At 62.0% G+C, this 21,124-nt stretch carries 22 protein-coding genes; 10 read left to right on the plus strand and 12 right to left on the minus strand.

Annotation, left to right across the window (positions count from 1 at the left end):
* Window positions 1–22 precede the first annotated feature (22 nt).
* The 8 genes from A8V01_RS15745 to A8V01_RS15780 all read left to right on the plus strand — a co-directional run bounded on the left by A8V01_RS15745 (window position 23) and on the right by A8V01_RS15780 (window position 6,810).
* On the plus strand, window positions 23–1,813 hold the full coding sequence (locus A8V01_RS15745) for an acyl-CoA dehydrogenase C-terminal domain-containing protein (RefSeq protein WP_004206973.1): 1,791 nt from the start codon (window positions 23–25) through the stop codon (window positions 1,811–1,813).
* On the plus strand, window positions 1,810–2,718 hold the full coding sequence (locus tag A8V01_RS15750; protein WP_017503706.1) for an NAD(P)H-dependent flavin oxidoreductase: 909 nt from the start codon (window positions 1,810–1,812) through the stop codon (window positions 2,716–2,718). The genes A8V01_RS15745 and A8V01_RS15750 overlap by 4 nt, the downstream gene beginning before the upstream one ends.
* A gap of 9 nt (window positions 2,719–2,727) precedes the next feature.
* On the plus strand, window positions 2,728–3,471 hold the full coding sequence (locus A8V01_RS15755; protein ID WP_004206977.1) for an electron transfer flavoprotein subunit beta/FixA family protein: 744 nt from the start codon (window positions 2,728–2,730) through the stop codon (window positions 3,469–3,471).
* A 115-nt stretch (window positions 3,472–3,586) separates the two neighbouring features.
* Complete coding sequence (locus tag A8V01_RS15760) at window positions 3,587–4,513, plus strand: electron transfer flavoprotein subunit alpha/FixB family protein (RefSeq protein WP_004206978.1); 927 nt, start codon at window positions 3,587–3,589, stop codon at window positions 4,511–4,513.
* Between the two features lie 8 nt (window positions 4,514–4,521).
* Window positions 4,522–4,947, plus strand: coding sequence for a PaaI family thioesterase (locus A8V01_RS15765; protein WP_103096772.1), 426 nt, complete (start codon window positions 4,522–4,524; stop codon window positions 4,945–4,947).
* A gap of 14 nt (window positions 4,948–4,961) precedes the next feature.
* The gene (locus A8V01_RS15770; protein WP_004206980.1) at window positions 4,962–5,261 is read left to right on the plus strand and encodes a polyhydroxyalkanoic acid system family protein; all 300 of its coding nucleotides are present in this window, start codon (window positions 4,962–4,964) and stop codon (window positions 5,259–5,261) included.
* A gap of 102 nt (window positions 5,262–5,363) precedes the next feature.
* The gene (gene acpP, locus A8V01_RS15775; RefSeq protein ID WP_004206981.1) at window positions 5,364–5,603 is read left to right on the plus strand and encodes an acyl carrier protein; all 240 of its coding nucleotides are present in this window, start codon (window positions 5,364–5,366) and stop codon (window positions 5,601–5,603) included.
* A 295-nt stretch (window positions 5,604–5,898) separates the two neighbouring features.
* Window positions 5,899–6,810, plus strand: a complete 912-nt coding sequence (locus A8V01_RS15780) for an alpha/beta hydrolase family protein (RefSeq protein ID WP_004206984.1) — start codon at window positions 5,899–5,901, stop codon at window positions 6,808–6,810.
* Window positions 6,811–6,973: 163 nt separating this feature from the next.
* On the opposite strand, the gene A8V01_RS15785 is transcribed toward A8V01_RS15780, so the two are convergent.
* From A8V01_RS15785 to A8V01_RS15800, 4 genes are read right to left on the minus strand one after another with little or no spacing between them, the layout of a single operon-like run.
* Entirely contained in the window at window positions 6,974–8,104 is a 1,131-nt protein-coding gene (locus tag A8V01_RS15785) for an ABC transporter permease (RefSeq protein ID WP_004206985.1), read from the minus strand.
* Window positions 8,101–9,264 carry an ABC transporter permease gene (locus A8V01_RS15790; RefSeq protein ID WP_004206986.1) on the minus strand — a complete coding sequence of 388 codons (1,164 nt, stop codon included), beginning with the start codon at window positions 9,262–9,264 and terminating at the stop codon, window positions 8,101–8,103. The genes A8V01_RS15785 and A8V01_RS15790 overlap by 4 nt, the downstream gene beginning before the upstream one ends.
* A complete protein-coding gene (locus A8V01_RS15795) occupies window positions 9,261–10,298 on the minus strand; it encodes an HlyD family secretion protein (RefSeq protein ID WP_004206989.1) in 1,038 nt (345 codons plus the stop codon). Before A8V01_RS15795 ends, A8V01_RS15790 begins: the two co-directional genes overlap by 4 nt.
* A complete protein-coding gene (locus A8V01_RS15800) occupies window positions 10,295–11,707 on the minus strand; it encodes a TolC family protein (protein WP_245648743.1) in 1,413 nt (470 codons plus the stop codon). The genes A8V01_RS15795 and A8V01_RS15800 overlap by 4 nt, the downstream gene beginning before the upstream one ends.
* Before the next feature lie 46 nt (window positions 11,708–11,753).
* On the opposite strand from A8V01_RS15800, the gene A8V01_RS15805 reads away from it, so the two are divergent.
* Complete coding sequence (locus A8V01_RS15805) at window positions 11,754–12,377, plus strand: TetR/AcrR family transcriptional regulator (protein ID WP_025290597.1); 624 nt, start codon at window positions 11,754–11,756, stop codon at window positions 12,375–12,377.
* 76 nt (window positions 12,378–12,453) lie between these two features.
* Here A8V01_RS15805 and A8V01_RS15810 read toward each other — a convergent pair whose 3' ends face one another.
* A complete protein-coding gene (locus A8V01_RS15810) occupies window positions 12,454–14,805 on the minus strand; it encodes a helix-turn-helix transcriptional regulator (protein WP_103096773.1) in 2,352 nt (783 codons plus the stop codon).
* Between the two features lie 153 nt (window positions 14,806–14,958).
* Between A8V01_RS15810 and A8V01_RS15815 the strand changes: the two genes are divergently transcribed.
* Complete coding sequence (locus A8V01_RS15815; protein WP_103096774.1) at window positions 14,959–16,389, plus strand: aldehyde dehydrogenase family protein; 1,431 nt, start codon at window positions 14,959–14,961, stop codon at window positions 16,387–16,389.
* Between the two features lie 47 nt (window positions 16,390–16,436).
* On the opposite strand, the gene A8V01_RS15820 is transcribed toward A8V01_RS15815, so the two are convergent.
* The 7 genes from A8V01_RS15820 to A8V01_RS29280 form a co-directional block, all read right to left on the minus strand.
* A complete protein-coding gene (locus A8V01_RS15820) occupies window positions 16,437–16,772 on the minus strand; it encodes a BrnA antitoxin family protein (RefSeq protein WP_004206995.1) in 336 nt (111 codons plus the stop codon).
* Window positions 16,753–17,052: a BrnT family toxin gene (locus A8V01_RS15825; protein ID WP_228221671.1), complete on the minus strand. Its 300-nt coding sequence runs from the start codon at window positions 17,050–17,052 to the stop codon at window positions 16,753–16,755. Before A8V01_RS15825 ends, A8V01_RS15820 begins: the two co-directional genes overlap by 20 nt.
* Before the next feature lie 36 nt (window positions 17,053–17,088).
* On the minus strand, window positions 17,089–17,676 hold the full coding sequence (locus tag A8V01_RS15830; RefSeq protein ID WP_025290601.1) for a recombinase family protein: 588 nt from the start codon (window positions 17,674–17,676) through the stop codon (window positions 17,089–17,091).
* Window positions 17,677–18,105: 429 nt separating this feature from the next.
* Window positions 18,106–18,507: a DUF2147 domain-containing protein gene (locus A8V01_RS15835; RefSeq protein WP_004207001.1), complete on the minus strand. Its 402-nt coding sequence runs from the start codon at window positions 18,505–18,507 to the stop codon at window positions 18,106–18,108.
* Between the two features lie 12 nt (window positions 18,508–18,519).
* The gene (locus A8V01_RS15840; protein WP_025290602.1) at window positions 18,520–20,112 is read right to left on the minus strand and encodes a GMC family oxidoreductase; all 1,593 of its coding nucleotides are present in this window, start codon (window positions 20,110–20,112) and stop codon (window positions 18,520–18,522) included.
* A gap of 160 nt (window positions 20,113–20,272) precedes the next feature.
* Window positions 20,273–20,650: an SMI1/KNR4 family protein gene (locus A8V01_RS28240; protein ID WP_146037283.1), complete on the minus strand. Its 378-nt coding sequence runs from the start codon at window positions 20,648–20,650 to the stop codon at window positions 20,273–20,275.
* Window positions 20,651–20,761: 111 nt separating this feature from the next.
* The gene (locus tag A8V01_RS29280; RefSeq protein ID WP_245892582.1) at window positions 20,762–21,118 is read right to left on the minus strand and encodes an MFS transporter; all 357 of its coding nucleotides are present in this window, start codon (window positions 21,116–21,118) and stop codon (window positions 20,762–20,764) included.
* Between the last annotated feature and the right edge of the window lie 6 nt (window positions 21,119–21,124).

The following is a 21,124-nucleotide window of genomic DNA, read 5'->3' on the forward strand; positions in this document are numbered from 1 at the left end:
CGACCGGTCAGGAGATATAAATATGCAAGTCTATGACGCCCCGTTGCGCGACATGCGCTTCGTGCTCAACGAACTCCATGCCGATGACGGCTTCGGGGATATTCCCGCGCTGTCGGAGTTCACACCGGATCTGACCGATGCCATCCTCGAGGAGGCGGCGCGCTTCTGTCGCGACGTCCTGTTGCCGATCAACCGGTCGGGCGACGAGGAGGGGTGTCATCTGGAAAACGGCGTTGTGCGGACGCCGGCGGGGTTCGCGCAAGCCTATAAGCAGTTCGCCGAAGGTGGCTGGACCGCGCTCGCATCCGATCCGGAATGGGGTGGGCAGGGGCTGCCGGAAGCGGTCAACAAGCTGGTCGAGGAGATGATCTGCTCGTCCAACCTCTCCTTCGGCCTCTACCCGGGCCTCACCCATGGTGCCACCACTGCGATCGAGGGCCATGGCAGTGACGCGCTCAAGCAGGCCTACCTGCCCAAGATGGTGAGCGGCCAGTGGTCCGGCACGATGTGCCTGACCGAGCCTCATTGCGGTACCGATCTCGGGCTCCTGCGCAGCCGCGCGGTCCCGCAGGGCGATGGCAGCTACAAGGTCACCGGCTCCAAGATCTTCATCTCCGCCGGTGAGCATGACCTGACCGAGAATATCATCCATCTCGTGCTCGCCCGCCTGCCCGACGCCCCCAAGGGCGTGAAGGGCATCAGCTTGTTTCTCGTCCCCAAATATCTGCCCAGGGAGGACGGTACTCCCGGTCAATCGAACGGCGTCGCCTGCGCCGCGATCGAGCACAAGATGGGTCTCAAGGCGTCGGCGACGTGCCAGATGAACTTCGATGATTCGATCGGCTGGATCGTCGGTGAGCCTGGCAAGGGCATGGCCGCCATGTTCACGATGATGAACACGGAGCGTGTCTCCGTCGGCATCCAGGGCCTGGGTGTGGGCGAGGCGGCGTATCAGGCGGCGGCCTGGTATGCGAAAGATCGTATTCAGGGTCGGGCGCTCTCGGGACCCAAATATCCCGATCAGGCAGCCGATCCGATCATCGTTCACCCCGATGTTCGCCGCATGTTGATGACGATGCGGGCTTATAATGAGGGATGCCGGGCGCTCTCGGCCTGGGTCTCGCGCGCCCTGGACGCGGAAAAACATTCTCCCGAACCCGAAGTGCGCCAGCGTGCGAGTGACTTCATTGCGCTCATGACCCCCGTCGTCAAAGCGCTCTTCACCGACCTTGCGTTCGACAGCGCGAACCTTGCGGTCCAATGCTATGGTGGCCACGGCTACATCCGCGAAAGCGGCGTCGAGCAATATGCCCGTGATGCCCGGATCACCATGATCTATGAGGGGACGAACGGCGTTCAGGCGCTCGATCTCGTCGGCCGCAAGCTCGGCGCCCATATGGGCCGCTATCTGCGCAGCTTCTTCCATCCGGTGTCGGCTTTCATCGAGGAAAACAACGTCGACGGACCGATGAAGCCGATGATCGAGGCGCTCGCCAAGGCGTTCGGGGCGCTGCAGCTTTCGACGGCCACGGTCGCGCAGCGGGCGCTCAAGGATCCCGAAGAGGCGGGCGCGGCGTCGGCGGACTATCTGCGTCTGATGGGCCTGGTGGCCATGGGCTATTGCTTTGCCAAGGCGACCAAGATCGCAGGCTTGCAGCTCTTCTTCGGCAGCGAGGACAAGCGCTTCTACGATGCCAAGATCAAGACGGCGACGTTCTTCTTCGAGCGTATCCTGCCTCAGGCGACCGCCAGCTTCCTGGCGATCAAGGCGGGCAAGAAGTCGCTGATGGCGCTGGAAGACGACGTGTTTTGACGCTTCCGGCAAGCCTCGAAAAGCGGCTGGCCATTCCAGCCATCGTTGCGCCGATGTTCCTTGTGTCGGGACCGGACCTTGTCGTCAGTTGCTGCGAGGCGGGACTGCTTGGTACTTTCCCGGCGCTCAACCAGCGCACCAGTCAAGGTTTCGGTGAATGGCTGGATGAAATCGAGGAGCGGCTGGCTCCCATGCCGGGAGCGGCGCCCTTCGGCGTCAACCTCATCGTCCATAAGAGCAATCCGAGGCTCGACGCCGATCTGGAACTGATCGTTCGGCACCATGTGCCATTGGTCATCACCTCGCTCGGCGCCATCGCGGATCTTGTCCAGGTGGTTCAGGGCTATGGCGGGCTGGTCTTTCACGACGTGACGAACGTGCGTCATGCGGAAAAGGCGCTCGAAGCTGGCGTCGACGGTCTGATCGCGGTCGCTGCCGGCGCGGGGGGACATGCCGGCACGATGAGCCCGTTCGCACTGGTTGACGAGATACGGCGCTTCTTCCAGGGGCCGCTGGCGCTTTCCGGCGCCATCACGCGCGGCCACCAGATCGCGGCCGCGCAGATGATGGGGGCCGATCTTGCCTATATCGGATCCCACTTCATCGCGTCGGAAGAGAGTCTCGCCTCGCCGGCACAGAAAGACATGGTGATCGGGGCCGGACCAGCGGATATCGTCTATACGGACCGGGTCACCGGCGTCGGGGCCAATTTTCTCCGGCCCTCGCTGGAAGCCGCGACTCTCCCTGAGCCACATGGCGCGCTTTCGGTTTCGGAGGAGGCCAAGGCCTGGAAGACGATCTGGTCGGCAGGCCACGGTGTCGGCGCTACCACTGCCGTCCAACCGGCCCGATCCATCTGTGAGAGACTCATTGCCGAATATCAGGCGGCATTACAATCAGAGTAGGATTGATCCATGAAGGTGCTTGTGCCCGTCAAGCGGGTTATCGATTATAATGTGAAACCGCGCGTGAAGGCGGATGGGACGGGCGTCGATTTGGCGAACGTGAAGATGTCGATGAACCCGTTCGACGAGATCGCCGTCGAAGAGGCTATCCGCCTCAAGGAAAAGGGAGTCGCGACCGAAATCGTGGTGGTGTCGATCGGCGTCGCCAAGGCGCAGGAAACGCTGCGCACCGCGCTCGCCATGGGGGCCGACCGCGCGATCCTCGTCCAGACTGACGATGAGGTCGAGCCGCTCGCCGTCGCCAAGATCCTGAAGGCCATCGCCACCGAGGAGGCTCCGGGCCTGGTGATCCTCGGCAAGCAGGCCATCGACGATGATGCCAATCAGACCGGCCAGATGCTGGCAGCCCTTCTCGGTTGGGGGCAGGGCACATTCGCCAGCAAGGTCGAAGTATCGGGCGAGACTGTCGCGGTGACCCGTGAGGTGGATGGCGGTCTGGAGACCGTAAGCCTCAAACTGCCGGCGATCGTGACGACCGATCTGCGTCTCAACGAACCGCGCTATGCGAGCCTGCCCAATATCATGAAGGCCAAATCCAAGCCGCTGGCGACGAAGACGCCGGCCGATCTCGGTGTTGAGATCGCCTCGCGCCTCAAGACGCTCAAGGTGACCGAACCCCCCAAGCGCTCGGCGGGCATCAAGGTGGCCGACGTCGATGAATTGGTCGCCAGGCTCAAGGAAATGGCGATTTGATAAACTTTCAAACGCGCCGAACTTGCCGAACCTCTCCCATGCAAGTGACGGCGCACCCCGCTTCATCCTGTGCGCACAGAGATGAAGCGGGGGCGGATTTCTCGGAGAATAAGTTATGAATACGCTCGTCTGGGTTGAACATGACAATGCGTCGGTCAAGGATGCGACGCTATCGGCCGTCACCGCCGCTGCCAAACTTGGTGAGGTCCATCTGCTGGTTGCCGGTGCGGGCATCGGCGGCGTGGCCGAGGCTGCTGCGAAGGTCGCGGGTGTCGCCAAAGTCGTAACGTTCGACGATGCGGCGTTCAAACACGCTTTGCCCGAGAATGTCGCGCCGGCCGTCGCGGACCTGATGCGCGGCTATGACGCGTTCGTGGCGCCTTCCACTTCGAATGGCAAGAACATCGCGCCGCGCGTGGCGGCCTTGCTTGATGTGATGCAGGTCAGCGACATCCTGTCGGTGGAAAGCGCTGACACGTTCACGCGTCCCATCTACGCGGGAAATGCGATCGCGACGGTCCAGTCGTCTGATGCAAAGAAGGTTATCACGGTGCGTGGCACAGCCTTCGAGAAGGCGGCCCGCGAGGGTGGCTCGGCCAGTATCGAGGCTGCGACGGGCACGGATGCGGGACTTTCCAGCTTCGTGGGTGCCGAGATCGCCCAGTCCGAGCGCCCGGAACTCACCTCGGCCAAAATCATCGTCTCGGGCGGGCGAGCGCTGGGCTCGGCCGGGCAGTTTCATGGCGTGATCGATCCGCTGGCCGACAAGCTGGGCGCGGGTGTGGGCGCAAGCCGCGCGGCGGTCGATGCTGGCTATGCGCCCAACGATTTTCAGGTCGGCCAGACCGGCAAGATCGTGGCGCCGGAAGTCTATGTCGCCGTCGGCATATCGGGTGCGATTCAGCACCTTGCTGGCATGAAGGATAGCAAGACCATCATCGCGATCAACAAGGATGAGGACGCGCCCATCTTCCAGGTCGCCGATATCGGCCTGGTCGGCGACCTCTTCAAGATCGTTCCTGAACTGACCGAAAAGCTTTGAGGTAAGCGATGACCGGTCTGGAAGAGATCGAACAGTTTATGGCGGCCGGCACCCGGCCGCCCATGATGGACCTGTTCGACATCGATCTGCTTGAGGCGGAGGAGGGGAAGGTCGTCTTTGTCGCGACGCCCACCTCGCAGACCTACAATTTCATGGGCATCGCCCATGGTGGCTATGCCGCGACGCTGCTGGATTCGGCCTGCGGCATCGCGGCGAACTCCGCGGCCCAAGTGCCCATCAACTGCGTCACGCTCGAACTCAAGGTCGCCTATCATGCGCCCTTGACCGACAGGGTCGGGATGGTCCGTGCAATCGGCCAGGTGGTGTCGATGGGCAAGAGGGTGGCGCATACCGAGGCGCGTCTGATCGACATGGCCGGCAAACTCTATGCCTCCGCGACATCGACCTTGCTGCTCGTCGATCGGACGGCCTGAACAGGAAAGAAGATATGGAAGTCGTTATCCCGCACAGCCTTGGTAAAATCGAAGCGAAGAGCAGGATCGAGGCCGGCCTGCCCAAGCTGGCAGCGCATATCCCGGGAGGCGGTTCGCTCAGTTCCGAGTGGGTATCGGACTACGCACTACACTTGGTCATCGGGGCGATGGGGCAGAATATCCCGGTGCAACTCGACATTGAGGATAGCGAGATTCGCGGCGACGTCAGCGTACCGCTGTTCCTCAAAATGATGTCAGGACAGATTTCGGATTTTGTGAAAACGAGCGCCGAGAAAATGCTCAGCAAGGCATGATGAATTTACTGGCCGCAGGACAATATCGTTGCTCTGCGATGATTGAGTTTACGAGAATCTGCCCTGTTTCCTAGCCGATAGTGTCCGCGCGAGGGCTTTGTGATGGAAGAAATCGCTCCCCGAGTTTTCAGGATCATTAGCCGTCAGCTCGGCGTCTATCCGGATCAGATTGCCCTTGCTTCGTCTTTCTACGATGACATCGGCGTGGATAGTCTCGATGTGCTGGAAGTTGTGATGGCGCTTGAAGACGAATTCGGACTCACTATCCCGGATGAAGCCGCCGGTGAGGTCAAAACAGTAGAGGATGCGGTCAAGCTGGTCGAAGCATGGATAGCCAAGTGAGATAAAACCCACGATCCTCTGAAACCGCAATTCACGACGACAATGAAATCTAGACAGCTCTTTGGTCGCCTGACGTATCACTTCCATGATCAAGGCTACCGTGATCGCGCATAGCCGCCATATGCTTTGCGCCAGAAACGGGATTTCATCTATCGCTTTGCCCACTCGATGACGGAATGGTGTTTCCGAAAAGAATATAGCGAACCATGTTATCTAATGACGAATCGCTGTCTTCTCACATTTGACGAACTGGCTGGTAACGTCGGAGCGGGAAGATGCATGAAAGAGGTAGATCATGCGATACCGTTCATTAGGCCTGGCTACAGTCTTGATTGTCACGAGCACCGCTTGGGCGCAGACGCCGTCGGATAACCAACATGCGCTGATCGGACCGCCCCAACTCCACGCCCTTCCCGTCACCGCTCCGACGCTCGTCGAGGCCTATGGTCCTGATCCTCTGCAGATCGGTGAACTGCGCTTGCCTGCAGGTCCTGGCCCGTTTCCCGTCGTCATGGTCATTCACGGTGGCTGCTGGACCAAAGGCTATGAGACACTGGCAGGCACGGCGCCGTTGGCGAGCGCCTTGACGGACAAGGGCGTGGCGACATGGAATATAGAGTATCGACAGGTTGGTGACACCCGCGGCGGGTGGCCTGGGACCTTCCAGGATTGGGGAGCGGCGCTCGATCACTTGAGGGTGCTGGCACGAACCCAGCCTCTGGACCTGAAGCATGTGGTGACGGTGGGACATTCGGCCGGCGCCCACGCTGCCCTGTGGCTGGCGGCCCGTCCCAGATTGCCTGCCGACAGCGAGGTCCGCGGCGCTGATCCACTGAAGGTTTCCGCCGCGGTCGCCATCGACGGCCCAGGCGACCTGCGAACCCTGTACGGGTTCGACAAGGATATTTGCGGCCGCCCGATCTTCGTCAACCTGTTCGGGGGCGCTCCTGACGCACAGGCGGGCCGCTACCGTCAGGCAAATCCGATCGAATGGCTGCCTCTGGCCGTGCCTCAATTCATGGTCGCTTCCGTCGTGCTGGAGCCTTCAGCCGCGCAAGCCTATGCAGCAGCCGCACAGTCGGCCGGCGATAAGGCGACGGTGATCACCCTGGAGAATGCGGGCCACTTCAACATGCTTTCGCCTGCGGACCCCACCTGGGCGCCGGTAGAGGCCGCGATCCTCGCGGCGGCGAAAGCAGAGCAATAGTCGAGGCAGCCTCCGGTTTATCCCCATCTCGGTGATCTCTATCTGATGAAGCCCTGCAGAGGTCCGCTTCGAACACCTCCCCCTGGGTTGCGCCAAGGTCGCGTCGGCCGGGGCGAGAGGGTTGCACTTGGGGTGCCCCTGACGATCTCGTTCCATTGAGGCGTCAGTCAGGCTTGAGAGGCTGAAGGTCCGGCGCGGAAATCTTCGTGAAGCGCCACCAGGCCAGGCCTCCGTAGACCAGAATGAGGATGGCGAGGTTGAGCACCTCCCGCGTCTGCTCGGCAAGGCTCGCGCCCATCTGATTGAGCCCGACCATGAGATGAATGCCCGCGGTGGTTGGCAGGAGGCGCGCGAGGAGCGCCAGCCAGGCCGGCGTCGCCTCCGCCGGCCAGGAGAGACCCGCGAGGAAGAAGATGGCGAGCGACGTGCCCATCCACAGTTGCAGGGGTCGTTCCCGTGTCCGGAAGAGGCTGGCCAGCGCAAGCGCCGCCGCCACAGTCGCGCCCACGAACAAACTGCCGCCCACGATCAAGGCGCCAGGAGAGCCGGCGGCGCGGGGATAGTCCTGAAACCAGAACACAAAACCCGCATAATAGGCCACGTCGGCCCAGCCGATCACGAAGAAGGCCAGGGCAATTCCGATAAGGGTGCGCGAGGGCAGACGAAAGCGTCCCAGTGTCTCGCGCAGGGTGGCGGCGAGCATCGTCAGGCCCATCAGCAGGGTCTGGTGAATGATGAGGAAGCCGACCCCGGGGAACACCGTGCTGCCATAGCCTTCGCGCGTGTTGAACAGCGGGCGCTGAACGAGCGACAGGGCAGGGCGGGCGGGTGCGCCCTGCGCCATGGCCTGATCGCTCGCCGCCTCGCCGGCGATCGTGGTGACCGCCAGGCCGATGCCTGACAGCGCCGTGCTGCTGCGCAGCAGATAGGCGCCGTTGCCGTAGAGCGCGACCGTGCCCTGGGCGCCGTTCAGAATATGTCGCTCGAACCCCTCGGGGATGATGACCACGGCCCCTGCGCCGGTCGTCTCGAGCCAGAGCCGGGCGGCTCCTGGAGAGGCCGGGCGCGCGGCAAGATCGGCCTGCTGGAGCGCTGCGATCCGGCGCACGAGACTGCGGCTTGCGCCGCTGTCGTCGAGATCGACGACGGCCACCGGAATGCGGACCGCGACCTCCCCGGAATAGGCTGAAGGGTAGAAGAAGGAATAGAGGATCGTCGACACGACGATCAGCATGAAGGCGGAGCGGTCGGAGAGAACGGCGCGGAAGGTAGCGAGGAAGGCGCGGCCGATCATCGTCGTCCCCAGACCTCCGGGCTCATCCGCGCCGAGACATAGCGCGGCAGCCCGGCGCCCGAGCCGACGACGAGAAAGGCAAACAGCGCCAGGATCGATCCAAGAGATGCGAGCACGGGTGCGCCGATCATCCATTGCTCCGCGACCAGCCGCGCGAAGCGGGTAAAAGGCAGCAGCGCGCTCCATAGCCGGGCGAAGGCGGAGGCCGACTCGATCGGGAAGATCGCCCCGGCGAAGGCGAAGGAAGCGCCCGCATAGAGGGCGGTCATCGACAGCGCCTGCCCCATGGAAAGGGTGGCCCCGACGATGAACAAGGCCATGCCCGCATAGGCGAGATAGAGGGCGAGATAGCCGCCCATCAGCATCGCCACGCTCCCTTGCACGGGCCAGCCCCGGTAGACCGCGAGATAGCCGGTCGCAAGCGCCCCCCAGAGCAGGAAGATGAGGATATAGGGCGCGATCTTGCCGGCGACGGCGGCGACCGCCTCGCCTCGAGGCCCTGCAAGCCATGCTCCGATGGTCCCGTCCCGCAGCTCGCGACCGAGCGCGCTCACGACCGCGATCATGAACAGCAGGTGCAGGAGTGCGGGGTGGATCAGGGCGACGAGTTGCAGCTCGTAACTGGCCTGCGGGTTGTAGAGGATCCGGCTCTGCACGCTCACCGGCTGCGGCCGCACACGCGCGGGACCGGCGATCGCGGCGCTTTGCTCCCCGGCCAAGGCCTTTGCGTGGGCCTGGACCACGGTGCCGACTTCACGCAACACCGAACCCGAGGGCGTGGAATAGCTCGCATTGTAGAAGAGGAGGATCTTGCCGGTCTCGCCGCGCAGCACGGTGCGCTCGAGATCACGCGGGATCAGGACCACGGCATAGGCGGCGTTGGAGCGGACCAGATGCTCGGCCTGTGCCATGTCCGGTGGCCGCGCCGCGACCTTGAGCCCGGGTGACGCCTCCAGCTTGCGGGTGAGGTCGCGCGCGACGCCGCCGCCGTCCTCGTCGACCACGACGATCGGCAGGTTCCGCATGACGCCTGCCGACAACTGGACCGCGACGATCGCCAGCAGCAGCAGAGGCAGCCAGGTGACCAGCGCCAGATCCCAGACGCTGCCGCGCAGGAAGGCGGTTTCGCGCCGGGCGCTATCGACGAAGGCCCGGATCATTGCGGCCAGTCGAACAGGACCGTCATGCCGGGGCGCAGCCCATCGACCCGCGACACGGGCGACAGGCGCACGTCAAAGCTCTTCACGTCAAAGCCGCTCGACTGGCGGGTCGCGCGCCATGTCGCGAAATCGCCGGCGGGCGCGATGTAGAAGACCCGAAACTGGGCGCAACGATCGCCGAGCGCAGGTATGCGGCCGGTCAGGACCCGTCCCCGGCGGATCGCACTGAACTGATCTTCTCTCAGGGTGAGCGTCACCCAGGGATGATCGATGTCGGTCAGGACGAAGACGGGAAATCCCTGCGGCACGAGTTCGCCCGACTGCGCCAGCCTGCGTCCGATCTCACCGTCCGACGGCGCGAACACCCGGGTTTCCTTCTCGGCCGCCTCGACTTCGGCCAGGGCGCCGCGCGCCTGGCGCACCTGTCCGCTCGCGGCCTGCCGATCCTGTCGCCGCGCCCCGGCCAGCGCCAGATCATATTGCGCGCGCGCCGCTCGGGCCGCTTCATTGGAGGCCAGGGCGTTTGCGCGGCTCTCGTCGCGTTTCTGCCCCGCCAGCACACCCTGTTCAAAGAGGCGCTCGGTGCGCTGATAGGTGGTCTGGGCGAGGTCCGCCGCCGCCTGCGCGCGTCGCCACTGGGCCTCGGCAGCCCGGATATCCTCCGGCCGTGCGCCTTCATCGGCCTTGTCCGCATTCGCCTGCGCGGCGGCGAGCGCGCCGCCGGCCTGTTCGGAGCGGGCTTCGACCTCGGGACTGTCGAGCGTATAGAGCAGCTGTCCCGTCTTCACCGGCTGGCCTTCCTCGACATGAAAGGCCGTGATCCGAGCCGAGACCTTGCTCGTGATCCGCAGTTCGCGGGCCTCGACCATGCCCTGGAGCTGATCGGGAACCGGGCGATAGGCCAGCCAGAGACCGAGGCCGAGAATGACCACGACGAGGAAAGCAATGAGCGGCAGCAACTTGCGCTTCCGCCCGGTCGGAACCGGCGGAGCCGTCTCGTCCGGGGTGACCAGGGTTTCCGATGTGGCGGTCATGGCGTGACCCTTTCACCCTGGTCGATATAGTCCGGCAATGTGGCGATCTGACCGCTGACGTGGAGAAGCTGGGCGAGCGCGACAACGAAATCATATCCGGCCTGGGCGCGCTGGATCCGGGAGCGGGCAAGACCGAGCTGCGCATCGATCACGTCGAGCGAGGTTGTCTGCTGCTCCTGATAGCCGAGGGTCTGGACCCGCAGATTCTCCTGCGCCGCAGTGATGGCCGTGTCGGTCAGCTCAAACCGCCGTCGCGCGGCTTCCGCATCGTTCCAGGACCGCGTGACGCCGATTTCGATCTGGGTGCGGGCTTCGCGCAGGCCCGCATTGGCTTGCGTCACCGTTTCCCGCGCGGCCTGCACCGCTTGCGAGCGGCCCACACCGGAGAAGAGCGTGTAGCGCAGCCCGACGCCCACCGACCAGTCGGGATCGGTCAACAGCGTGTCGCGCCGATCGAAATTATACTGGGCGAAGCCATAGATCGTAGGCCGGAGCTTGGCGCGCTGAAGGGCCACCCCCGCTTCAGCCTGGTCTTCCAGCGCGCCGAGCCGATCCAGTTGGGGATGGGCGCGCAGGGCCGCGTCCACATAGGTGTCGAGCGAACGGAGCGGCTGACGGATCACGAAGATCGGGGAGACGGGATCGACGCCGGACGGCGCCCGCAGCGCGCCGGCAAGCGCTACCTGCGCACTCGCGAGATCGGCCTGCGCCTTTTCCAGTTCGCGCGCGGCGTCGTCGCGCGCTACCTGCGCCTGGAGGCGTTGGGCCCGGCTTATGAACCCTTCCTGTTCGAGCTTGAGGGCGTCCGCGACATGCCGCTCTAATCCCGCAAGCGCATCACGGCGAACATCGCGCACGCGCTCGAGCAACTGCTGGCCGAAATAGAGCTGGGTCATCTGCAACAGACCGTTGTCGATGACGATCTGGCGTTCGGCGCGCGACTGTCCCAGTTGCGCCGCGGCGCCCGCCTGGGCGGCGGGAATCTGGCCGCCGGAATAGAGCGGCAGCGTCGCCGTCACGATCGGCCGGGTGCTGGTGCGCTCGATCTCGAAGCGCAGGGGGTCAGAGATGGAATAATCCTGGGCCACGTCCGCCAGCGGGCCGAGCGGCAGATAGAGGGTTTTCTGATAGCGGATCATCTGTCCTTCGAACTCGACGGTCGGACGCCGCAACGTGCTCGTGGAGCCTTTCTGGGCCTCCTTGCTGCGCACATCGGCGTCGGCGCCCTGGATCGCGTCCGACCGCTCGAGCAGCCTCGCCTGGGCGCTTCGATAATCGAGATCAAGCCTGTCGATCGTTTGCGCCTGCGCGCCCTGACAGACCGCAGTCGCCAGCGCGGCAACCAGCATCGAACATCGCAAGGTCATGAAGAACGTCTCCTGCTCCCGCACGGTAACGTTGACATCCAACCGACTCAATACATATTTGTATCGAAATGCTCCCGCCCGTGATCCCGTGAGCCGCCGCCCGGCACGAACGCGCCCGACCCGGGCGCAGACCCGGGAGCGCATCCTGGATGGCGCTCTCGAGGCCTTCGCCGAACGTGGCTTCCATGGCTCCACCCAGGAAGATATTTGCGAGCGCGTCGGTCTGAGCCGGGGGGCCTATAATTCCAGCTTCCGATCCAAGGACGAATTGTTCTTCGCCCTCTATGACCGGGTGATCGAGCGCTTGCAGTCGAGGCTGGAGGAGGCGACCGCTTGCGCCCTGTCCATGCCCGGCTCGACGGCCGACAATTTCCTCAAGGCCTTTATCGCCAGCTATCCGTTCGATCGGGACTGGTATCTGCTCCAGGCCGAGTTCGGCCTCTATGCCTTGCGCCATCCTGCCATGGCGAGCCACTATGCCGAACGGCAAGGACGGATCCTCGCCATCATCGAGGGCGCGCTCGCCGACATCCTTCGCGAGGACTCCCGCATCGTTGCCCGGGGCCTCCCGCGCATCGCGCGACTGATCCTGGCTGTCCACGAGGGAAGCATGTTCCAGGGCCTGCTCGAACCGCACGAGGTCGCAAGCGGAGAGCTTCTGGACTTTCTCGTGGATCTCATGCTGGCGAGGGCGGCAACGAGAGTCGACTAAGAATGGATTGCTGATCTTGCCTTGCGGGAGGCCGCGCAACAGCATGCCTGCCTCTATTTGTGACGTGGGAGATCGTTTAGTGAAGGAGACCGCGCTGTATCGCCGTGGCGACGGCCTGGGTGCGCCTGTTGACAGCGAGACACTTGAAGATCGCGCGAAAATGCCATTTTACGCCATCTTCGCCGATACCCAATATGTTGGCGATCTCCGCGCTCGTAAGACCATCCCGCGCCAGGCCGAGGATATGGAGTTGGCGGCGAGACAGGTCGGATCCTTCGGTATGTTGTGAACTCGGCAAGTGATGTTGTGCTGCGGACCGATCAAACCTCGCCTTTACGGCCCATCCCGCGTGAATATGCTCCAGGATATTCCGGAACTCCCGCGCTGTTTCCTTCAGTCCTGTGCTGTCGCGAATTTCCGAGGCCTCTTCCGCTGACCGTATGGAAAGTTGCAGCGCCTCTTTACGTAGATGCAGCACCGAACGCAGCATGAGGGTTTTGAGTATGATATGTTGCCATCCTGCCCTGCGGATGCGGGCCAGGATACGGTCCGTCAATTGGCGCGCGAGGTGATCCTTCCCGTCGGCAAGCGCCCGCGTCGCAGACAGAAGCATGCACTCGACGTCCGCAATGGCGAGGTGAGCCGAAGTGATGGCGTCGTTCCTGGGAATATTGGGGATGGTGACCGATCGACCCGACGCGATTTCATGTTCCGCAGTCAGGATATCGGCCATGAGTTGCAGTCGCGGCATGTGGTCGCGTACGGCTTTCACGTTCAGTTCGGTCAGGATTTTTTCGCAGAGGTCCGCATCTCCGGCCAGACGAGCGGCCCGTAATATGGCCCGTGCCGTATGAATGCGGACGTCGACGATCTGGTCGCAGAAAAGCAACGGCCATTCCAGTTCTGCCAGAGGCACGCCGCTTTCGGCCAGCACAGCGAGGCGCAATGTTTTCAGCGTCTGCTCGGCGACCGGGGAGACCATATCCGTCAGATGCGCGTCGATCCTATTTCGTGCGGGAATGATCTGCCCCTGCGTCAGCAGGAGCAGCACTTCGGCAATCTTTGCCCAGTCGCGGGAAAAGCCCTGATCGGCCAGGGCACAGGCTTGATCCAGTAGGGGACGTAGTGCCGCGAACTCGGCCGCGTTCGACTGGCTCGCCACGATGCTCGCGAGGCAGGCCAGGGCGGAGGCCTTCATCATCGGATTTTCCCGGGCGTGCAGCTCGAGCCATTGCCGGCAGAGCATTTCCGCCCGGACGACATCGTCCCTCAGCGCCGCTGTCGTCGCACCGAGCAGCGTCAGCAATTCCTCATGCGCATCCGTGCGTGACAGCAACTTCAAAAGGTGCGTCGCCCCTGCATGCTGCTGCTGGAAGGAAAGGGCCCATATCTTTCCCAGGCCAGCCATGGGATTGGTCAGCAACGCTGTGTCGGGCACGCCCTCGAGCCAATGGGCCAACTCATCGATACGGCCTTGTCGCAGGGCGACATCCATGACGATCTCACCGCCCAGCCCCCGCGCCCAGGCCGGATCGCCGGCCCGCAGCGAAAGCGCTATCGTTTGCGCTGGCCGGCCGGCGCGCCAGTGATGAAAAGCCGCACGTTTTAGAAGATGGCTTGGAGAGGAACGAAGCTGCGACTGTCCGCTCAAGGCAAGATGGTGTCGCAGCGCCGGATTGAGCGCAAACATTCCGTCACTGTCCGGCCTCAATAGGAGGCATTCGCGTTGCGCACGTGCGATCCATTGCGCGCCGTCGTGGACGCGCAGGGCAAAATCGTGGCTTTCGGCATCGAGGGGAGCGATTAATGCCGCCTTTTTCAGCCATGTGCGCAGAGCGGGCGATAAGGGCGCCAACACCATCTGATCGAGATAACAGATGATCTCGGGCCATAAATGCAGTGGCTGCATCCGGTAGGATACACGGCCCGCGATGCGGCACAATGCGGGCCAACCCTGTGTGTCCGATATGATCCGGTCGAGGGCTGAAGGGACCCGGATCAATTCCTTCAGATCCTGGGCGCGGCAGGCCAGGGCATCGGGGCCGACTTCCTGCCAGTCAGCGTTGAGGACGCCAAATCCCCAGGGGGCGGAGGTTGCAAGGACCGCTCGCCAATCATCGGGAAGAGCATCCATCATGTCTCTTGTCAGCGTTTCGAGATGCGGCGCTTCCTGAACATCATCGAGGCAAATAATCCCGGGCCTGTCCTGATGCCATATCCATTGGAGAATGGACTCGATGTCCGCGGCGGTTCCGGCCTGAAAGGCGAGGCGACGCAGGGTGCCCTTCTTTGTGTCGTCGCTTGCAAGACTTGCCCAAAGCGCCGGGCGACCAGTGTCCGCCGCCTCCTTCCAACCGGCCGCGAGCGTCGCCGATTTGCCGTAGCCGCAAGGTGCGCGCAGCAGGCTGACGCGCGCGGTCAATTCCACACGGCGAAGTGCCGTTTCCGCCAGTCGCGAAAGCAGCGTTGGAGTCCATTCGGTTCCCAGGCATGTCGGGTCGATACTACATGTTCGTGTAGTTCCTTATTGCTTTTGCGCTCGTAAGACTCGCGCGAAGGTCATGTTTTCGACGAGAATGAAATGATTGAAGAGAGCCATTCGATTTCGCAGGAACCCTGTGATGGCCGCCCGGTGGAAATGCTCTTCACCGCGCAAAAGGCAATGTCGGACGAGCGCCGGATGCGCTTTGGCCTTGCTGAAAGACGCGCTGCGCTGGCGCGCCTCGCGGCTGCCATACGAAAGTTCGAAGGGGAGATCGTCCAGGCCATGGCGACCGACTTCGGCAAGCCGGAGGCCGAAGTGTTTCTGACGGAAATTCTTCCGGTCATGCAGGAAATCCGCCACAGCCGTCGTAATCTGCGCCGATGGATGCGGCCAGTCCATGTCGGACCGACATTGATCGGTTTCGGCACGGCCGGACGGATCGTGCCGCAGCCACGCGGCGTGTGCCTTATCATCGCGCCCTGGAATTACCCATTCAATCTCTGCCTGGGGCCGCTTGTGTCCTGCCTTGCTGCCGGCAACAGCGCTATCCTGAAGCCTTCGGAGATGACACCTGCTACCTCGGGCGTCATCGCGCGGCTGATCGCCGACACATTTCCGCCAGACTTGGTTACCGTCGCCCTCGGCGGGAAGGAGATGTCTCAGGCCCTGCTCGCGCTGCCCTTCGATCATATCTTCTTCACCGGCAGCCCCGAGGTCGGGAAAGTCGTAATGCAGGCAGCCTCCCGCCACCTGACCTCCGTTACGCTGGAACTGGGTGGCAAGTCGCCCACGATCGTGGGACCGGATGCCGACATAGAGACGGCCGCCAGTTGGATCGCCTTCGGCAAATTCTCCAATGCCGGTCAAACCTGCATCGCGCCCGATCATGTGTTCGTCCACGCTTCGATCCGCGACCGGTTCGTGGAAGCGCTGCGCCGCCGGATCGCCGCCGCTTATGGTTCGGGCATGACGAGCCCCTATCTCGCAAGGATCGTCAATGATCGCCATGCGGACAGACTGGGGGGCCTGATTGCGGATGCCCTGGCCAAGGGCGGGCGGATCATTGTCGGCGGCGAAAGGCAGGGAAGGGCGCTGGCGCCCACAGTGCTGGAGGCGATCGCTCCCGAGGCGGCGATCGACCATGAGGAGATATTCGGTCCCGTCCTGCCGGTCCTGACCTATGATGACATTGAAACCGTGATCGGTCGGATCAACGCAAGACCCAAGCCGCTGGCGCTTTATGTGTTCGATCGTGACCGGGCGAGAGTGGATCATATCCTGGCGGCCACGACTTCCGGCAGTGCAGGCGTCAACCTTACCATCGTCCAATACGTCCACGATCATCTGCCGTTCGGCGGTGTGAACAATTCCGGGATCGGGGCGGCACATGGCCATCACGGGTTCCGGACTTTCAGTCATGAGCGCGCCGTTCTCCAGAACCGCTTCTCCGCTCTGCCTCTCGTCTTTCCTCCCTATTCGGGCCGGGCAGCGCGTCTGATCCGACTTGCCAAACGCTTTCTGGGGTAAATCCATGTACGATTATATCACGATAACCGATAGCCTAACTATCTAAATTAACGTGGCTTTTCCTGCCTTCTGGCGGTCGCCAGCATCTCACGGCGAAGTATGGCGTTCATGCGGGCTTGGTAGCCCTTACCCTGCGATTTGAGCCAGGCGAGCACATCAGCATCAAGGCGTGCCGTCACCTGCTGCTTGATGGGCTTATAGAAGCGCCCACGCTGCCCGTTCCGCCAGAAATCCTCTGTCAGCGCCGGAGAGTCGCTATAGTCGATCCCGCTATCCGGCATCGCCTGCAGGGCATCCAGTTCGGCCTGTTGCGCTTCGGTCAACGGCGGCAGATTGTCCGGATCGAGTTGGAAACGGACGGTATCAGCGTCTTTCTTCTTCATAACGTCGCCTTTCCGTTCGATCGGCCTTTCGAGCCGAAATGATATGAATGATCTCCACATACTCGCCGTCATCGTCTTGCTCGACGACAGTGTGGGCCACGAGGAGGAGCAGATGCCCTTCCACGAGGCCCAAGGTTTGCCATCGTCGCTCGCCACCTTCGATCCGATCCTGATCGCTCAGCGCGAAAGGATCTGTGAACGCACGAGTAGCGATCGCAAAGCTGACGCCGTGCTTCTTCAGATTGCTCTCGGCTTTGGCCGGGTGCCAGGAGAAGCGCATGGATGGCATTACGGAAATATAATTATGTTTTTGTCGTTACGCAAGGCGCGGCGGTTTGAGCCATCCGGCCCGCGCGAGCGTATCTGCGAGGGTCGATCGGGGCACGTTGAACGTGCGGCTGATCGACGACTTGCTAGCGCCACCGGCAAGGGCGGCGGTGATCTGATCGAGCTTTTCCGCATCGATCGTTCGCGGGCGGCCACCGTAGCGCCCGCGCCGTCTGGCGGCCGCAAGGCCTGCCATGATGCGCTCGCGCGTCAATGCCCGTTCATACTGGGCCAGCGCGCCGAACAGCGAAAACAGCAGCTCGCCATGCGGCGTTCCCGTGTCCATCTGCTCGGTCAATGACCGGAATGACACGTCACGCTCCCTGAGATCGGTCAGGATCGACAGCAAATGCGGCAGGGAGCGGCCGAGCCGATCCAGTTTCCACACGACCAGCGTATCGCCGGCTGCGAGATATTCGAGGCAGGCCCGCAGGCTCGCCCGGTCCTCGCGAGCGCCGGATGCCTTGTCGGAATAGAGATGCCGGCTATCGACGCCGGCTGCGATCAGCGCATCGCGCTGAAGATCGACCGATTGCCGGTCATCTGTGGAAGAGACGCGCATGTAGCCTATAAGCATGTCGGAAAACCCCTGATAGCTTGTTGTGGGACAGTCCTCCTTTCCGGCAGAGTTTATCGGACGCTACGGATTTTGGGCGTGCGTAGATTGCTGGAATTTCCGGGGGGATGCCTGCTAGCGGCGGAATGTGTCGTCGGGCGCATCAGGCGGGGCGCTTATCGTGTGATTTCCATTAGGTTAATCTGTTCGTGCAGCCGCTGCCGCAGCGGACCGTCTTCTGGCCGCGACGATCAATAACGGATTATCCGCCTGCTTACGCTGACCAAGTCGCATGCCCGTCGCCGAATTGATCCCGTGGCGGCTGCACACATCGCTGTCGCCATGCCCGCTTCCTGCTCCGCGCCTCTTCAATTTATCGTAGAAGCTTTTGATGTGTCTTATTAAAATCCTTGGCTTGCCGCTCTCGGTCAGACGATGATTGGACGGATTTCAGTTCACTTTCGTCCATATCTGCGATTTGCACATGATCCGCCCTGTCAGGCACCCCTTTCCCTCCATCCGCCGATCGTCGAGCGTGGTGATTGTTCCAGAGAAGGTTTGGCCGATGTCGGGTACAAAAACACTGCCGCGCCACACGCCCTTCTTTTCAGGAACAAAATCGCGAAACAGGATCAGACCTACCAGATCGTTTGTCCCGCCGCGCCGCGCATCCGCCTTGGCTTTGTCACTTGCCCAGACCACGACCCCGCACATTCTGCTTCCGCACGGCTGGGCTCGCACATGTACGCTGTCCTGCGGATTCTTCCACACTCCGAAAGAAGCGCGCTGTGCCTCGACGGACGCAGATGCTGCAAGTAGCAGCATGGCTGCCAATACGAAACTGAACCTCATCGCCATTCTTCCTCAAGGCCGGATCATCATTTGCGCGACATTTTCCGCGATCGCCATGGTAGGCGCGTTAGTGTTGCCCGACACGATCGACGGCATGATCGATGCATCGACCACGCGCAAACCGTCAATGCCACGTACACGGGCTGCCGGATCGACCACGGATGCCGAGTCACTGCCCATGCGGCATGTTCCTACCGGATGATAGATTGTTTCAGCGCGCGCGCGGATGTCGTCGATCAGAGCCTCGTCGGTCTGGACCGCGGGTCCCGGTCGCACCTCCTCGCGCAAGTGACGGGCGAGCGCCGGCGCATGAAGGAGCTTGCGGGCTAGCTTCGCGCCATTCAGCAAGACGCCCACATCATCGGGATGACTGAGATAATTGCCCTCTATGCGCGGATGAGCCGTGGGATCGGCGATCTTGAGCCCGATCCTGCCGCGGCTCTTCGGTAGAAGGTCGCAGACATGCACGGTCATTCCGTAGCCGAAGGCTGTCTTGCGGCCATGGTCACGCAGGATCGCCGGCAGGAAATGGAATTGAAGATTGGGCCGCTCCCGGCCGGCGTCGGATTTGAGGAAAGCGCCGCCCTCCGAGGCATTTGACGTCAATTCGCCTTCATGATGAAGGAAATAGCTCCATGCGCCGCGTATCGCACGAGGCAGGAAACTGGGCGCCACCCCAAATCCTTCGCGATCGGCCGTGGTTGCCACAGCCGTATAGTCGAGGTGATCGGCGAGATTGGCTCCGACTTCGGGCGCATCCAGAACGATCTCTATGCCATGCTGCCTGAGTTCGCTCGCCGAGCCGACGCCCGACAGCATCAGAATCTGCGGCGAATTGACCGCGCCAGCCGAAAGGATCACCTCTCCACCGGGGCGCAGCAGCAGGTCCCGGCCGCCGACGCGGACCCCGATGGCGCGACGGTCCTTGAACAGTATCCGTTCGACGAGGCCGTTCGTTTCGATGGCGAGATTCTTGCGCGAGCGAGCCGGATCGAGAAACGCTCGCGCCGTGCTGAACCGTTGCCCGTCTTTCTGGGTCACCTGATAGACACCAAAGCCTTCCTGGCTCACGCCATTGAAGTCGGGATTTCGCGGGTAGTGCAGTTCCACCCCAGCTTCGACGAAGTCTTCCGTAAGTGGGTTCACTCGCCCAAGATTGGAGACGCAAAGTGGCCCGGCATTGCCATGATGCTCGTCGTGGATAGCCTGATTGTTTTCGAGCGCGATAAAAAGCTCGCGCATGCGCGGCCAGTCCCAGTCAGCTCCGGCGGCCGCCCCCCAGCCCTCATAGTCCGCCCGATCGCCGCGAATGTAGACCATTGCATTGATCGAGCTGCTGCCACCCAGCGTCTTGCCGCGCGGCCAATAGAGCCGCCGGTTGTTAAGGTGAGGCTCGACTTCGGTCTCACAGTTCCAGTTCACCCATCCCGTGCGGGCAATGACGCCGACGCCAAGCGGCATGTGAATGAAGGGATTGCGATCGCGCGGCCCCGCCTCGATGAGGCAGACAGCTTTATCCGAATCAGCAGAAAGGCGGTTGGCCATGACGCAGCCGGCCGAGCCGCCGCCAATGATGTGGTTTCCGTCAGCGCCGAACCGTAACATCTAGCTACTCCTCTTCTATCCCCATCGCTTTCAAGTCCAATCCCAATTCCTTTAAACTGGGCAGGGGAGGAGGATCGAAGGCTACCAGTGCATCGATAAAGTCATGAAAGCTGTCGTATACGGGGGTTATCGCCCTAGAAGGCAGAGCTTCATCGTGCAGTCATACGGATATCTTTCCATCAATTCTGTCAATTAACAGCATATTGCCCAGACCGATTTCCGCAAAAACCACAGATGTTTTTGGAATCTGCATGGATAATTGTTCGTTTATGCGAATTATTCCTGAGCTTCCGTCAACAGGGCCATATATAACTGAAACGCCAATTCTTCCTGAATCATCGGAATAGGCGCATTTTTCCGCAGGAAATTCAACATCCTTATTGAAAACTATCGCTGATCCGAATTCAATAAATAAATCACGAAGCTCAGACGGCAGCAATATTCCTAATGAACTCTCTATCTGGTCTAATTCGATCAAAGAATCTCCCGGCATGTGGAGTGATTCTGCATCGAATGATGGATCAAACTGAAAGGTCATATATTTTCTGCCTTACATCATTAGGGCGTCGCTATCGTGTCCGTTCCGCACCGCGCCTCAATCACGCCACCTGATTGGTATAGCCGTTAGCGGAGGGGCACGACAATCAGGTCAATCTTGGCGCGTCGATGCTTTGATTGGTGCTGCGCTCCATCTACGATTGAATATCCGCCATCCGACTAAGCCCGCGACAACGCCCAGCAGGCCGCCCACGAGATAGGCGGTTGGCGCATCATTCGGCACAAAAAAGAAGCCGCCAGCAACATAGCCGCCGATTACGGCGGTGCGTGTCACCGCACCATAGATCGCGGCGACCTTGCCATGATCGGCGGGCGGGCATTCCGACTGGAACAAGGTTCGGACAGCGACGTTGTGGATGCTGTTTGCGCCGCCGCCTAGGATGAAGGCGACGGCAACGATTGCCAGCCCGATCGGCGCAAGGCCGATCCACAGCATGGTCGCGCCCATGACAGC

Origin of the sequence: Novosphingobium guangzhouense, from assembly GCF_002896965.1 — a bacterium.
In the GTDB taxonomy this organism is placed as follows: Bacteria; Pseudomonadota; Alphaproteobacteria; order Sphingomonadales; family Sphingomonadaceae; genus Novosphingobium; species Novosphingobium guangzhouense.